At 65.6% G+C, this 13,573-nt stretch carries 12 protein-coding genes; 9 read left to right on the top strand and 3 right to left on the bottom strand.

All coding sequences use genetic code 11. From position 1 onward, the window contains the following. The first annotated feature begins 251 nt into the window (after positions 1-251). Positions 252-1,319 carry a GSCFA domain-containing protein gene (locus AC6IW9_RS01355; RefSeq protein WP_497768188.1) on the top strand — a complete coding sequence of 356 codons (1,068 nt, stop codon included), beginning with the start codon at positions 252-254 and terminating at the stop codon, positions 1,317-1,319. Continuing rightward, positions 1,316-2,089 (top strand): hypothetical protein, encoded by a 774-nt coding sequence (locus AC6IW9_RS01360; protein WP_497768192.1) that lies wholly within the window; start codon positions 1,316-1,318, stop codon positions 2,087-2,089. The genes AC6IW9_RS01355 and AC6IW9_RS01360 overlap by 4 nt, the downstream gene beginning before the upstream one ends. A gap of 40 nt (positions 2,090-2,129) precedes the next feature. On the opposite strand, the gene AC6IW9_RS01365 is transcribed toward AC6IW9_RS01360, so the two are convergent. Further along, complete coding sequence (locus AC6IW9_RS01365) at positions 2,130-3,446, bottom strand: BNR-4 repeat-containing protein (RefSeq protein WP_497768195.1); 1,317 nt, start codon at positions 3,444-3,446, stop codon at positions 2,130-2,132. Between the two features lie 362 nt (positions 3,447-3,808). Here AC6IW9_RS01365 and AC6IW9_RS01370 point away from each other — a divergent pair, with 362 nt between their 5' ends. From AC6IW9_RS01370 to AC6IW9_RS01400, 7 genes are all read left to right on the top strand, one after another. Beyond that, positions 3,809-4,288, top strand: coding sequence for a DUF3617 domain-containing protein (locus AC6IW9_RS01370; RefSeq protein ID WP_497768198.1), 480 nt, complete (start codon positions 3,809-3,811; stop codon positions 4,286-4,288). 118 nt (positions 4,289-4,406) lie between these two features. Then, the gene (argS, locus tag AC6IW9_RS01375) at positions 4,407-6,185 is read left to right on the top strand and encodes an arginine--tRNA ligase (protein WP_497768202.1); all 1,779 of its coding nucleotides are present in this window, start codon (positions 4,407-4,409) and stop codon (positions 6,183-6,185) included. Positions 6,186-6,253: 68 nt separating this feature from the next. Continuing rightward, positions 6,254-7,552, top strand: coding sequence for an SPOR domain-containing protein (locus AC6IW9_RS01380; protein ID WP_497768204.1), 1,299 nt, complete (start codon positions 6,254-6,256; stop codon positions 7,550-7,552). Between the two features lie 25 nt (positions 7,553-7,577). Then, positions 7,578-8,585, top strand: a complete 1,008-nt coding sequence (gene nagZ / locus AC6IW9_RS01385; protein WP_497768206.1) for a beta-N-acetylhexosaminidase — start codon at positions 7,578-7,580, stop codon at positions 8,583-8,585. 39 nt (positions 8,586-8,624) lie between these two features. Then, the gene (locus AC6IW9_RS01390; RefSeq protein ID WP_497768209.1) at positions 8,625-9,449 is read left to right on the top strand and encodes a segregation and condensation protein A; all 825 of its coding nucleotides are present in this window, start codon (positions 8,625-8,627) and stop codon (positions 9,447-9,449) included. A gap of 46 nt (positions 9,450-9,495) precedes the next feature. Beyond that, on the top strand, positions 9,496-10,239 hold the full coding sequence (scpB, locus tag AC6IW9_RS01395) for an SMC-Scp complex subunit ScpB (protein WP_497768213.1): 744 nt from the start codon (positions 9,496-9,498) through the stop codon (positions 10,237-10,239). A gap of 154 nt (positions 10,240-10,393) precedes the next feature. Beyond that, a complete protein-coding gene (locus tag AC6IW9_RS01400) occupies positions 10,394-11,356 on the top strand; it encodes a UDP-glucuronic acid decarboxylase family protein (protein ID WP_497768216.1) in 963 nt (320 codons plus the stop codon). Positions 11,357-11,373: 17 nt separating this feature from the next. On the opposite strand, the gene AC6IW9_RS01405 is transcribed toward AC6IW9_RS01400, so the two are convergent. Together AC6IW9_RS01405 and AC6IW9_RS01410 are read right to left on the bottom strand one after the other, a co-directional pair. Further along, positions 11,374-11,616: a hypothetical protein gene (locus AC6IW9_RS01405; protein WP_497768220.1), complete on the bottom strand. Its 243-nt coding sequence runs from the start codon at positions 11,614-11,616 to the stop codon at positions 11,374-11,376. Positions 11,617-11,730: 114 nt separating this feature from the next. Continuing rightward, positions 11,731-13,329, bottom strand: a complete 1,599-nt coding sequence (locus AC6IW9_RS01410) for a peptide chain release factor 3 (RefSeq protein WP_497768223.1) — start codon at positions 13,327-13,329, stop codon at positions 11,731-11,733. Between the last annotated feature and the right edge of the window lie 244 nt (positions 13,330-13,573).

Below are 13,573 nucleotides of genomic sequence, written 5' to 3' on the forward strand. Positions count from 1 at the left end.
TCGAGCAGATTTCTCGATCCGGCGAAAAGACGCGGCCGGGCGCGCTCCGCGCGTCCGCCCGCGAACAGCGTTCGCACGAGACGTAGGCGTTCTCCCGTCCGAGTCAAAGGACATCGAGCGGTTCGACGCCTCTTTCTTCATCCGAATGTTTCGCGCGATCTGCGGCTTACGATCCGCGGCTCGCTATTGCGAGGCGCTGGCGAGGGAGGTATACTCACGTTCTCTATAACGAGCGGGTCGCCAGATTTCGGATGTCACACCCATACAATCGACTGCCTCGCGATGGAGAGGCGTTCTGGCAGCCCGCCGTCGGAGGTCGGAATCCCCTCGAGATCGAAGGTCTCGGGCCGGCCAACTGGTCGCTGTCCCCTGACGACAGGATTGCGACTGCGGGCTCATGCTTCGCTCAGCATATTGGTAGAGCCCTTCAGGCGAACGGCTTTTTTTGGATGAACGCCGAGCCTGCGCCACAGGGATTGCCCGAGTCCGTGGCGCGAAAATACGGCTATGGAGTATTCTCCTTTCGCACCGGCAATATCTATACGGCGGCGCTGCTTCGCCAATGGACCGAATGGGCGTTCGAAATTCGGCCGCAGTCGCGAGAGGCGTGGGAGAGCAATGGACGCGTCTACGATCCATTCCGTCCCGCGATCGAACCGGAAGGATTCGAGTCCGCCGAAGAGATGTTTGCCGCCCGTGACGTGACGCTGGCGGCCATCCGTCGCACCTTCAAATCCGCGACCATATTCGTGTTCACTTTCGGATTGACCGAAGGATGGGTGAATAGAAAGACCGAAGTGGTCTATCCCATGTGTCCCGGGACGCTCGCGGGCTCGTTCGACGAGACGGCCCACCTCTTCTGCAACTATCGCTATAATTCGATCTACGAAGACATGCTCGGGGTGATGAAGGCGGCGCATTGGTTCAATCCGAACCTGCGCTTTCTCCTGACGGTGTCGCCCGTGCCTCTGACGGCCACTGCGAGCGGAAATCATGTTCTGTCCGCCACGACCTATTCGAAGTCGGTCCTGCGCGCCGTCGCTGGAGACCTCGCCCATGATCTGGAATATGTCGATTATTTTCCTTCTTATGAAATCATCACGGCCCCTGTGTTCAGGGGGATGTTCTACAAGCCGAACAACCGGGAAGTCTCGGTGAAGGGCGTCGAGTTCGTGATGTCGCATTTTTTCGGAAAATCCAATCAGAATAAAGCGGTCCACACACCGAGCAAAAAACGCAACCCCCCTGTCCGCAAACAGCACGAGGAAAAGGAAGTCGAGTGCGAAGAGGCGCTCCTGGACGCATTCGGGTCGAAATGAAGCGTATCTGCGTTATCGGGAACTCCCATTCGGCGGCTTTGCGTCTGGCGGCAGGTCGCGATTCACGCGTTTCTCGCGACCCTGAACTCTGTTTTTCATTTTTCGCATTGCACGGCAGCCTGCATCCGAGCTTGCTCTTGAATGACGGGAGACTGTTCGCCAAGCGGCCCGAGAATGTTCATACCGACATTCAAGACGCCGCACGTCTAGGGATTGACCTTGCAGCCTTCGACGCCATCGTCGTCAGCGCCTGGGGTCTGCCCCACGTCGTGAAAAATATCCGCGACAAGACACATCCGCTTGCCGAAGCGAGATGCGTGGACTGGCGTCCCGAGGATGGAGCCGATGTGCCGCTCGTTTCTCGAGCCGTTATGTCGGAGATTTTTCTGGACCGCTTGTCTTCGTTCCCGCCTCTTTTGACGATCCAGGATATTGCTCGCGTTTTTTCTGGACCCATTATTGTCCAGCCAAAGCCGAAACCCGCTCGAAGTCTATTTCAAACTAATCTCGACTGGCTGATCGTTTCTCGCTACGGCAATGACGCGCCGCATATCTTGGCTGCGTTCATCGCAATGCATGACAAAGCGACCAAGCAGTTGTTCGACAAAATTTCCCCCTGTCCGATACTGCTCGGCTATCCTGCCCTTCCCGGTGAGACGCCCTATTCGATTCCGGACAGGTATAGCCAGCGGGACGGCTTTCATAAGAATAGCCTATATGGAGCGGAGGTGATCAAGCAGATCGAACACGTGATGAAAGGCTATTGCTGAACGCTCGACAGCTTGTCGAAGACGTGGCGAGCCGCTTCGTTTACTGCCGATCCGGTATCCAATAGAGCGGCGAGGCCGGCGGCTGACAGGCGAGCGGCGCGGCGGCGCTGCACGCTCGTGGACGATCGTGATTGGCGCGTTGGGCGAACCACTGGAGACCGCCGACGCTGTCGCCCTCCAAGCCGTTCTTCAGCACCCGTTCATGATAGGCGGAAACACTCTCCAATCCCTCCTTCAAATTCTTCGGCATTGGAATGTCCCGAGAAGGCGAACGACGCGTGGAGTCCGGCTCTATTCCGCCGCTCTCCAGATCCAGCACGAAGCTGCGGCTGTCCTTGCCCGCGAGGTTCACGCGGAATCTGACTTTCGCCCCTTCCTGGTTCAGGATGCGGTAATAAGGAAGCCCGGGCAGCGCGCCCCGGCCGCGTATGGAACTGCGAGCCGTGCCCTGCACGATTTCACGAGAGCGCCAATTCTTGCTGCTGTCGCGCGTCGCGAGGAAGACGGAGTCCGTTCCCGCCGATCCGTAGCGGATATACATTATCGCCGGTTCGCCGTCCGGCCTCAGCAGCAACGTGCTCTGCAGCAGGCCGGCGTCTTCGCCGCTCATGTCGACCATCGCCATCGATTCCGGCCGCAACGGGCTCATGGTCGCCTCGGCGCCGGCCGCGCGCCAACTTCGGAAATCGCGCGTGCTCGCGTAAGTGACGGCGAAATTGCTCGCGACATCGGGATTGCGCCGCCAAATCGCGGCAATGTGCATCTCCCCGTCGGGTCCCCTCACGAAAGAGGTCGGATAGGCGCTCGCATGAGTGTGCGCGTCACGTGAGGCGAATAATTCGCCAATTCGGGTCCAGCGGCCGTTCGCCCATTTATTCAGCAGCCAGGAGCCGTCTCCCGAGCCGCCGTCGCGGTACATGAAGAGCAGTCTCCCCTCTGCGTCCTTCAAGAAACGTGGATAGGTCGCACGCTCTTCGGCATTGCCGACCATCGATGTCGGCCGAATGGAATTCATGTCGCGGAGATTGCCCTGCGCGTAGAAGATCGGACTGGCGTGCATGTTTCCCGCCACGTGGACCACTTGGTCGGAGCTGATCGCAATCGCCAAGCCGTTATGCGCATCCCACCCGCCGAATTGGGATGGAAGCCGGAAGGCGCAGAGTTCGCCCTTGTCGGGATCGAACTCGGAAATCGTGAGCCACCGTTCGGGATCATAATAGGCGAGGAGCAAACGGCCATCGTCCAAAGCGGCCGAACCGATCCGCGTTCCGACGCCCGTCCAGACCTCGCCGAGTTGATAGAAATGCTTGCCGCCGCGGTCGAGGGCGGAAACGTGCTCGCACTCGGCGCCGGACATATCGGATCTGTCCGTCGCGCCCGCAGCCGCGGACAATGCAATCAGGAAAGTCATGGCTCGGAGCGAAGCCAGAGAATAACGATTCATCGTCGACCCTCTTCGAAGTTCACGACTTCGGCGCCGTGGCGACCCGGCGCCGGCCCTCGGAAAATCCGCGTCCAACGCGGTGAGACAGGCCTCGCGCTTTAGAATGAGGCGCTCCTCTCGCGCAAGACCTCGCTCTTCGAATCACGGCGACCCGCGCCGCCGGCCGGCTTGCAATCGCTATTCGCCCAGAGCAAAAGAGCAGCGCAGAGACGACGAGAATTATCGCCGGGGCTCGGCTGACGACGAGCCCCGGAGGATCGACGCGAATGGCGACCATGGACAGAGATCGACGCGAGCTGCATCGGCGCTGGGCGCGCCGCTTTGCGATATCCGTCGCGGCGACGCTGTCGCTCGCCGCGGGCGTCGGCGCCGAGCCCTCGAAGCCGGGCGGGCCGGCGCCGGAACCGCCCCGGCGCCGGCCGGGGCTCTGGCGCATATCCACGATATCGCCCGATATCGGCCTCGAGACCCATGAGGTCTGCATCGAGGCGGGCGACAGCCTCATCGGATCGATCGAGGCGAATTGCGCGAAGCCGATCGTCGAGTCGGCCAAGGACCAATGGATCGTCACGATATCCTGCGACCGCGCCGGCGGGCGCGACGTGACGAGCCTTTTGTTCACCGGAGATTTCACGAGCTGGTACCGGGCTCAGGCCAAGGCGACGTTCACGCGGGCGGACGGGACCGCGGCGCAAGGCTCGGGCTTCACGATCGACGCGAAATTCCTCGCTCCCGATTGCCCGAAGAGCCGCTGAAGCCGCCTCCCGGCCCTCCTCGGAGGGGCGTCCCGCGCCAGCGAGGTCGGCCTCGAAGGTGCTTTCTCGGCGCTGGTCTGCTAAACCGCCCGGCCAAAACCTTCGGCCGGGATCCGAGATGAACATTTTTTCCGACTTCCACGCGATCATCGCCGCCGTTCTCGAACGGATCAAGGCCTCGGGACGCCTGCCCGAGACGCTCGATCCGACGCGCTTCGTCGTGGAGCCGCCCAAGGACCCGGCGCTCGGCGATCTCGCCACCAACGCCGCCATGGTGTTCGCCAAGGAGGCCAAGCCCTTCTTCCCAAATCCGCGCCAGCTCGCGGTGGAGATCGCCGCGGCGCTCGCCGACGAGCCGAATGTCGCGGAGGCCGAGGTCGCCGGCCCCGGCTTCATCAATATCCGCCTGAAGCCCTCCGTCTACGCCGACGTTCTGCGCTCCGCACTCTCCGATTGCGGGGGCTTCGGCCGGCCGAAGGGACGCGGCGCGCTCGCGGGCCGGGTCAATGTCGAATATGTCTCGGCCAATCCGACCGGGCCCATGCATGTCGGCCACGGCCGCGGCGCCGTCTTCGGCGACGCGCTCGCCAATCTGCTCGAATTCGCCGGCGCCGATGTGACGCGCGAATATTACATCAACGACGCCGGCGCGCAGGTCGATGTGCTCGCGCGCTCGGCTTATCTTCGCTACCGCGAAGCTCTCGGCGAGCCGATCGAAATTCCCGAAGGACTCTATCCCGGCGACTATCTGAAGGCCGCGGGCGAGGCGATCGCCGCCGCCCATGGCCGCGCCCTGCTCGACAAGCCGGAAGCCGAATGGCTGGAGCCGGTGAAACGCGCCGCGATCGACGCCATGATGGCGATGATCCGCGACGATCTCGCCGCGCTCGACATTACGCACGAGGTCTTCTTCTCCGAGCGCACGCTGCACGAGAAAGTGAACGGCCTGTCGGAGATCGACAAGGAGATAAACGAGCTGCGCGCGCGCGGCCTCGTCTATGACGGGCGCTTGCCGCCGCCCAAGGGGCAATTGCCCGACGATTGGGAGGATCGCGAGCAGACCCTGTTCCGCTCTGCCGATTTCGGCGACGACATCGACCGCCCGCTGAAGAAGTCGGACGGCTCGAACACCTATTTCGCCGCCGACATCGCCTATCACAAATCGAAGATCGACCGCGGCTATACGACTCTCGTCGACGTCTGGGGCGCCGATCACGGCGGCTATGTCAAGCGCATGACCGCCGCTGTCGCCGCGCTCTCGGAGGGCAAGGTCGAACTGGACGTGAAGCTCTGCCAGCTCGTGAAGCTGATGCGCAACGGCGAGCCGGTCAAAATGTCCAAGCGCGCCGGCGACTTCGTCACTTTGCGCGAGGTCGTCGACGAGGTCGGCGTCGACGCCGTGCGCTTCATGATGCTCTATCGCAAGAACGACGCGCCGCTGGAGTTCGATCTCGCCAAGGTGATCGAGCAGTCGAAGGACAATCCCGTCTTCTATGTCCAATATGCCCATGCCCGGGCGAAATCGGCATTGCGCCAGGCGCTCGCGGCCTTTCCCGATCTCGACGTCGCGCCTGCGGCGCTCGCCGGCACGCCATTGGAGCTGCTGGCCGACGAGGGCGAGATCGCGCTCGCCAAGGCGATCGCGCAATATCCGCGGCTGGTCGAGCAGGCGGCGGCCGCGCATGAGCCGCATCGCGTCGCCTTTTATCTCCACGACCTCGCGAGCATCTTCCACGCCCATTGGAACAAAGGCAAAGATCGGCCACAATTACGCTTTGTTAATGCAGACGATAGAAATTCGACCTGCGCGCGGATCGCATTGGTCGCTTCACTGGCTTGCGTCCTGGCGTCGGGTTCGCGACTGCTCGGCGTGAGCGCCCCCGACGAGATGCGGTAATCCGCGCGGCGAGGCCGCGGCGAGGTCGCGGCGACGCGTTCATCGAGAAGTGAGCGAGAAGGTGCAGCATGCGCGAGGCGACGGCCCGAGGGCCTTCCATCGACATCAGCGAATTCGAGCGGCGCCTGCGCAGCGCGGCGCCGAAGGAGCAGAAGCCGGCCGGCGATCCGCTCGCCGAATTGGCGCGGCTGCTGCACGGCGAGGAGGCCGAGGCGGCGCATGATCCTTACGGACGTATGTTCGCGTCCGAGCCCGCGCGCGCCGAGCCGCCGTCCGCGCCGCAAGCGCCGGTGTTCGCGCCGGGCGATCTGCGCGGCACTCTGCCGTCGGCGGCCGAGGCCGAGCGCTATTATGACGCCGAAGAGCCGCTCGCCGCGCCGACCGATTGGGCGCAGCAGGATGCGCAGGATTATCTCGATTATGGCGTCGATCCCGACGAGATCGTCGAGGAGGAGCCGGGGCGGCCGCAGGGGTTCTTCTCGGCGCTGCGCGCACGGCTGAAGCCCTGGCATGCGGTCGCGGGCGTAGCCACGCTCGGCGCGGTCAGCGTCGGCCTCGTCTTCGGGCATCGCAGCGGCGTCGTCGCTCCGCAGGAGATCGCGACCATTCGTGCGCCGGAAGGTCCGGCCAAGGTCCAGCCGCCGCGCGCGGTCGCCGACGCGCCCAAGCCGGGCGCCACCATTCTCGACCGCAGCCAGAGCGCGCCGGTCAAGCAGGTCGTCGCCAACCAGGAGCAGCCGGTCGACCCCGCGGCGGCCGTGCGGGTCGTGCGGCTGGGCGACGGCCCGGTCGACGCGCCGCACGAGCCCGCGCCCTTCGGCTCGGAGCCGAAAAAGGTAAAGACCGTATCGGTGCGACCGGACGGCACCGTCATCGAACGGGACGCGCCCGCGCCGGCTCTCGCCCTCCCCGCGCCCGCCGCGCGCCCGGCCGCGCCTGCGCCGAAGGCGGCGCAAACGCCGGAGGCCGAGACAGCGACCCCCAGGAGTCCCGTCAAGCCGGCGACGACGCCGCGCGCCGCACCGGCCAAGCCGAAGCCGGAAAAGCCCGCGGCCAAGCCCGCCGCCGAGCAGACGGCCTCCGCCGAGGCGCCTGCGCAGGATCCGGCCTCGACCGTCGCGACCGGCGCCTTCGCCGTGCAATTCGGCGCCGCCGCCTCGGAGGCGGAGGCCCGCAAGATGATCCAGGACGTCTCGGCCAAATATGGCGCGCAGCTCGGCGGGCGCCGGCCCGGCTACCAATTCGCCAAGGTCGGCGATAAATCCGTCTATCGGGTGCGGGCGGCCGGCATGAGCCGCGAAGCGGCGGTCGGCGTCTGCCAGAAGGTCAAGGCGTCGGGCGGCAATTGCTTCGTCGCCGGCAATTGACCGCGCCGACGACAGCGAGGAGCCGATGACGCGCGCTTTCATCTGCGGCTGCGCCGGGACGAGCCTTTCGGCGGAGGAAAAAGCCTTCCTGCGCGAGGCGCGTCCCTGGGGCGCGATTCTGTTCCGGCGCAATGTCGCCTCGCGCGAGCAATTACGGGCGCTGACCGCCGGGATCCGCGAGCAATTGGGCTCGGAGGCGCCGATCCTCGTCGATCAGGAGGGCGGGCGCGTGCAGCGGCTCGCTCCGCCGCACTGGCGCGCCTATCCGGCCGCCGCGGCCTTCGCCCGGCTCGGCCTCGACCCTGTCGCGACCGCCCGCCTCGTCCGCCTCGGGGCGCGGCTCATCGCGCATGATCTTCACGAAGCCGGCGTCACGGTGGATTGCCTGCCGGTGCTCGACACGCCCTGCGACGGCGCCCATGACGTCATCGGCGACCGCGCCTATGGCCGCGACCCGGGCGAGATCGCGCGGCTCGGCCGGGCGGCGGCCGAGGGTCTCTCGGCCGGCGGCGTGCTGCCGGTCATCAAGCATATCCCGGGTCACGGCCGCGCCCGCGCCGACAGCCATCTCGAGCTGCCGGTGGTCGAGGCGTCGCGCGCCGAGCTCGAAGCGAAGGATTTCCTTCCGTTCCGCGCCGACGCCGATCTGCCGCTCGCCATGACCGCCCATGTCGTCTACACGGCGATCGATCCGGAGCGGCCGGGCACCCTGTCGCCGATGGTGATCGGCGACATCGTCCGCGGGCTGATCGGCTTCGACGGCCTGCTGATGACGGACGACATCTCGATGAAGGCGCTCTCGGGCAGTTTCCGCGATCGCGCCGAAGCGGCGATCCGCGCCGGCTGCGATATGGTTCTCCATTGCAACGGCGTTCTGGACGAGGCGCGCGCCGTGGCGGAAGGCGCCGGCGAGCTCGAAGGGCGCGCGCTGGCGAGAGCGCAGGCGGCGCTGGCTCGCCGTCGAGATCCAGAGGATTTCGATCCTGTGGACGGGGCTCGCGAATTGGACGCGGCGCTTGCGGCGACGGCCTGATCGGACCAATCTCGCCTTTCGCTCGGAGGCGTGAGGCGGATGGCGCAGGAATTGGCATTCGAGACGGCGGGCGCGGAGGATCGCGCCGAGACCGATCCGGCCTTCCTCGTCGACGTCGACGGCTTCGAGGGCCCGCTCGACCTGCTGCTGGAGCTCGCCCGGCGGCAGAAGGTCGATCTCGCGCGCATCTCCATTCTGGCGCTCGCCGAGCAATATCTCTCCTTCATCGAGGCGGCGCGCCGCCTGCGCCTCGAGCTCGCGGCCGACTATCTGGTGATGGCGGCCTGGCTCGCCTATCTCAAATCCCGCCTGCTGCTGCCCGAGCCGCCGAAAACCTCCGACGAGCCGTCCGCCGCCGATCTCGCGGCCGCGCTCGCCAGACGGCTGCGCCGCCTCGAGGCCATTCGCGCGGCCTCGGACCAATTGCAGGAGCGGGCGCGGCTCGGCCGCGACATGTTTCTGCGTGGCGAGCCCGAGGGGATCGAGACGACGACGGCGTCGCATTATCATGCGAGCCTCTACGATCTCCTCACCGCCTATGCGCGCCAGCGCCAGAAGCAGGCGAAATCCAAGGTGACGCTGCGCCAGCGCGCCGTCTGGTCGCTCGCCGAGGCGCGCGAGGCGCTGGAGCGCTTCGCCGGTCTCGCCACACAATGGACCGCGCTCGACGATTATCTTCTGCGCTATTGCGTCGACGCTCAGACCGCGCGCACGGTGCGCGCCTCGTCCTTCTCGGCCTCGCTCGAAATGGTGCGCGAAGGGCGGTTCGAGGTCCGCCAGGACCACGCTTTCGCGCCGATCTGGCTGAGGCGCCGGGATGAGGAATCGAACCGCGGGCCTTCAGGCCCGCATGAGGACGCCTGACGCGAAGCGAGCCCGAAGGCTCGCGTCCGATGGGCAGGGAGAAAAGATGGCGCAAGCCGTACGACCAATCGATCTGTTCGATGCGCGCGACGAGGCGGCGCTGGTCCGCGAGGAGGCCGCGCTGCGCGAGGCCGCGCGAGTAGCCGAGGCGCTGCTGTTCGCCGCGAGCGAGCCGCTGGACGAATCCGAGATCGCACGCCGCCTGCCGGCCGGGACCGATGTGCAGGCCATTCTGCTGCGCCTGCGCGAGGACTACGCCCAGCGCGGCGTCCATTTGACGCGGGCGGGACGCAAATGGTTCTTCCGCACCGCGGCCGACCTCGGCTGGGTGCTGGCGCGCGAGCAGGTGGAGCAGAAGAAGCTCTCGCGCGCCGCGTTGGAGACGCTGGCCATCATCGCCTACCACCAGCCGGTGACCCGCGCCGAGATCGAGGAGGTGAGAGGCGTCGCGGTCGCCAAAGGCACGCTCGACGTGCTGCTCGACACCGGCTGGATTCGGCTGCGCGGCCGGCGCCGCGCCCCGGGGCGGCCGCTGACTTATGGAACGACGGACGCGTTTCTCATGCATTTCGGGCTCGAGCAGATCGGCGATCTGCCGGGATTGGACGAGTTGAAAGGCGCCGGGCTCTTCGACGGCGCTCTGCCCAAGGGCTTCGGCGTGCCGCAGCCCTCCGACGACGCGACGCTGAAAGAAGACGAGGAGCCTCTGGAGGCCGAGGCGCTGGAGATGGAGTTTCTCGACGAGCCGGAGGCGCCCGATATGCCGGAGGAGCTTCCGGAGGAGGAGTGAGTCCGCGTGGATTTGCGCAGACCGTCGCAGCGGCCGCGCGATTGCGGCTCCCCGAGCGGTCTGTTATCAAAAACGTGAACACAAGCGATTCCGCGCCGTGACGGCGACATGCGCGCCGGCGCTCCATTCCTTTTTCGACGGTCAGAGGCGTCAGATGGAAAGTCGCAGGATCCTGGTGACGGGCGGGGCGGGCTTCCTCGGATCATATCTTTGCGAGCATCTCCTCGAAAGCGGCCACGAGGTGCTCTGCGTCGATAATTTCTTCACCGGCCGGCGCAGGAACATCGAGCGGCTGTTCGACGACCGCAAATTCGAGCTGCTGCGGCACGACATCACCTTTCCGCTGTTCGTGGAGGTGGACGAGATCTACAATCTCGCCTGCCCCGCTTCGCCGATCCATTATCAGTTCGATCCCGTCCAGACGACGAAGACCAGCGTGATCGGCGCGATCAATATGCTCGGCCTCGCGAAACGCCTGAAGGTGAAAATCTTCCAGGCGTCGACCTCGGAGGTCTACGGCGATCCGACCGTGCATCCCCAGCCCGAATCCTATTGGGGCCATGTCAATCCCTTGGGCCCGCGCGCCTGCTATGACGAGGGCAAGCGCTGCGCGGAGACCCTGTTCTTCGATTACCATCGCCAGCATCGGCTCAAGATCAAAATAGCGCGGATCTTCAACACCTATGGTCCGCGCATGCATCCGAAGGACGGGCGCGTCGTCTCCAATTTCATCGTTCAGGCGCTGCAGAACCAACCGATCACCGTCTATGGCGAAGGACAGCAGACGCGCTCCTTCTGCTATGTGGACGATCTCATCGATGGCTTCGTCGCGCTGATGGACGCGCCCGACGCGATCACCGGCCCGATCAATCTCGGCAATCCGACCGAATTCACCATTCGCCAGCTCGCCGAGACCGTGATCGACCTCACCGGCTCGCGCTCGCCTCTCGTGTTCGAGCCGCTTCCAGCCGACGATCCCAAGCAGCGGCGGCCGGATATTTCCGCCGCCGGGCGGCTGCTCGGCTGGGAGCCGACGATCGCGCTACGCGACGGCCTCGTCCGCACCATCGCCTATTTCGACGAACTGCTCGGCCGGTCCGATGCGCAAGGCGGCTGACCGCGGCCGGCCTTCACTCATCTCGCTGCGACGATCGACGATTCCGTCACGACGCGCTCGACGCCGTCGCGCTCGCCGCGAATGCGATATTGAAATCCCGCGCCGCCGTCCGGCAGCAGGCGGAGAATTTCCGACGGCGCTTTCTCCGAGAGCACGCCGATCTCGCAGATCACATGATCGCCTGCGGCGAATTTATGCGTCGGCTGCCGCTGGTTTCGCGCGCGGCTGCGGCGCTTGTCCTCGTCGAGGAGGCTTTGCATGGGAGGCTCCGTGAGGCGCGCGGCGCCCGGGCGAACCTCAGGTCCGCATCGATCATATAGCGCACGCCGCGTCGCCGGCGAGCGGAGGCGTGACGTGGCCGCGCCGTGGCGGCGTCACCCCTCCCCGGCCACGCTCTTCTGATAATCCTTCACGTCGGAGAACACGACCGCCGGGTGCCGCTCCGCATCATAGCGCAGCGAAAATTCGCTCGGGGCCATGAACACCGGCGCGCCGTCTATGTCCTCGGCCATGGACGAGCCATGCGTCTCGACGAAAGTCTTCAGAGCCGCCGGATCGGCGGATGAAATCCAACGGCAGAGCGAGAAGCGCGAGGTCTCGTATTTCGCGTCGAGCCCATATTCGGCCTCGAGCCGCGTCGCCAGCACGTCGAGCTGCAGCGCGCCGACGACGCCGACGAGGGCGCCCGAGCCGTCATTGGGCAGAAACAGCTGCACCACGCCCTCCTCCGCGAGCTGGCGCAGCGCCTCGCGCAGCTTCTTGGCCTTCATCGCATCGGAGATCACGATGCGGCGCAATATTTCCGGCGCGAAGCTCGGCACGCCGCGGAAGGAGATGTCCTCGCCCTCGGTGAGCGTGTCGCCGATGCGCAATATGCCGTGATTGGGAATGCCGACCACATCGCCGGCGAAGGCCTCGTCGGCGATGGAGCGGTCGCGTGCGAAGAAGAATTGCGGGGCGTTGAGGCTGATGGTCTTGCCCGTGCGCACGATCTTCGCCTTCATGCCGCGCGTGAGCCTGCCCGAGCAGACGCGCATGAAGGCGATGCGGTCGCGATGATTGGGGTCCATATTCGCCTGAATCTTGAACACGAAACCGGTCATCTTCGGCTCGGTCGGGGCGACGGCGCGCTTGTCGGCCTCCTGCCCACGAGGAGAGGGGGCGTATTCGGCCATGGCGTCGATGAGGTCGCGCACGCCGAAATTGCGCAGCGCGCTGCCGAAGAACACCGGCGTCAGATGCCCTTCACGAAAGGCCACGAGTTCGAAGGGCTTGCAGCCTGCCTCGGCGAGCATGGCCTCTTCTTGCCAAGCTTCCGCTTCGTGAGCGGCCAGCAGGGCGGCGAGGGCCGGGTCGTCGAGGCCCGAAACACGCGCCGGCTCGGCGTCGGAATCGATTCTGCGCACCGTCTTTGTGCTGAAGCGATACGTGCCGGCGAAGCTGCGGCCGGCGCCGATCGGCCAGGTGATCGGCGTCGTGTCGAGCGCCAGAGTCTTCTCGATCTCGTCGAGCAGCGAGAAGGGATCGCGGCCCTCGCGGTCCAGCTTGTTGACGAAGGTGACGATCGGAATGTCGCGCAGCCGGCACACCTCGAACAATTTGCGCGTGCGCGCCTCGATGCCCTTGGCGGCGTCGATCACCATCACCGCCGCGTCGACGGCCGAGAGCGTGCGATACGTGTCCTCGGAAAAGTCCTCGTGACCCGGCGTGTCGAGCAGGTTGAAGACGCAGCCGCCATATTCGAAGGTCATCACCGAGGTGACGACCGAGATGCCGCGCTCGCGCTCTATGCTCATCCAGTCGGAGCGGGTCTGCTGCGCATTGCGCTTGGCCTTGACCGCGCCGGCGAGCTGGATCGCGCCGCCGAACAGCAGGAGCTTTTCGGTGAGCGTCGTCTTGCCGGCGTCCGGGTGGGAGATGATGGCGAAGGTGCGCCGCCGCGAAATGGGATCGCTCGGCTGTGACGTGGTCAAGGTTAGGGCTCGCTCGGATGGATGGATCGTCGGGACCGCCCTTTAAGGGCATTTCCGGCGCAGGGCCAGCGGCATGTGGCCGCCCATCCGCCGGAAGGCTGCTCTGTCGCCGTAATCCGGGACTTCCATGCCGCACGCGAAGAACGCTAAGGCGCTCGCGCCCCGCTTGCCTTCGGTCCATTTTTCCCCTTATAAGCTCCGCTTCCGAACCGCCCGGCCAGTGATGGGCTGCCGTGGCGGTTCT

Source organism: Methylosinus sp. shoA (genome assembly GCF_059718125.1).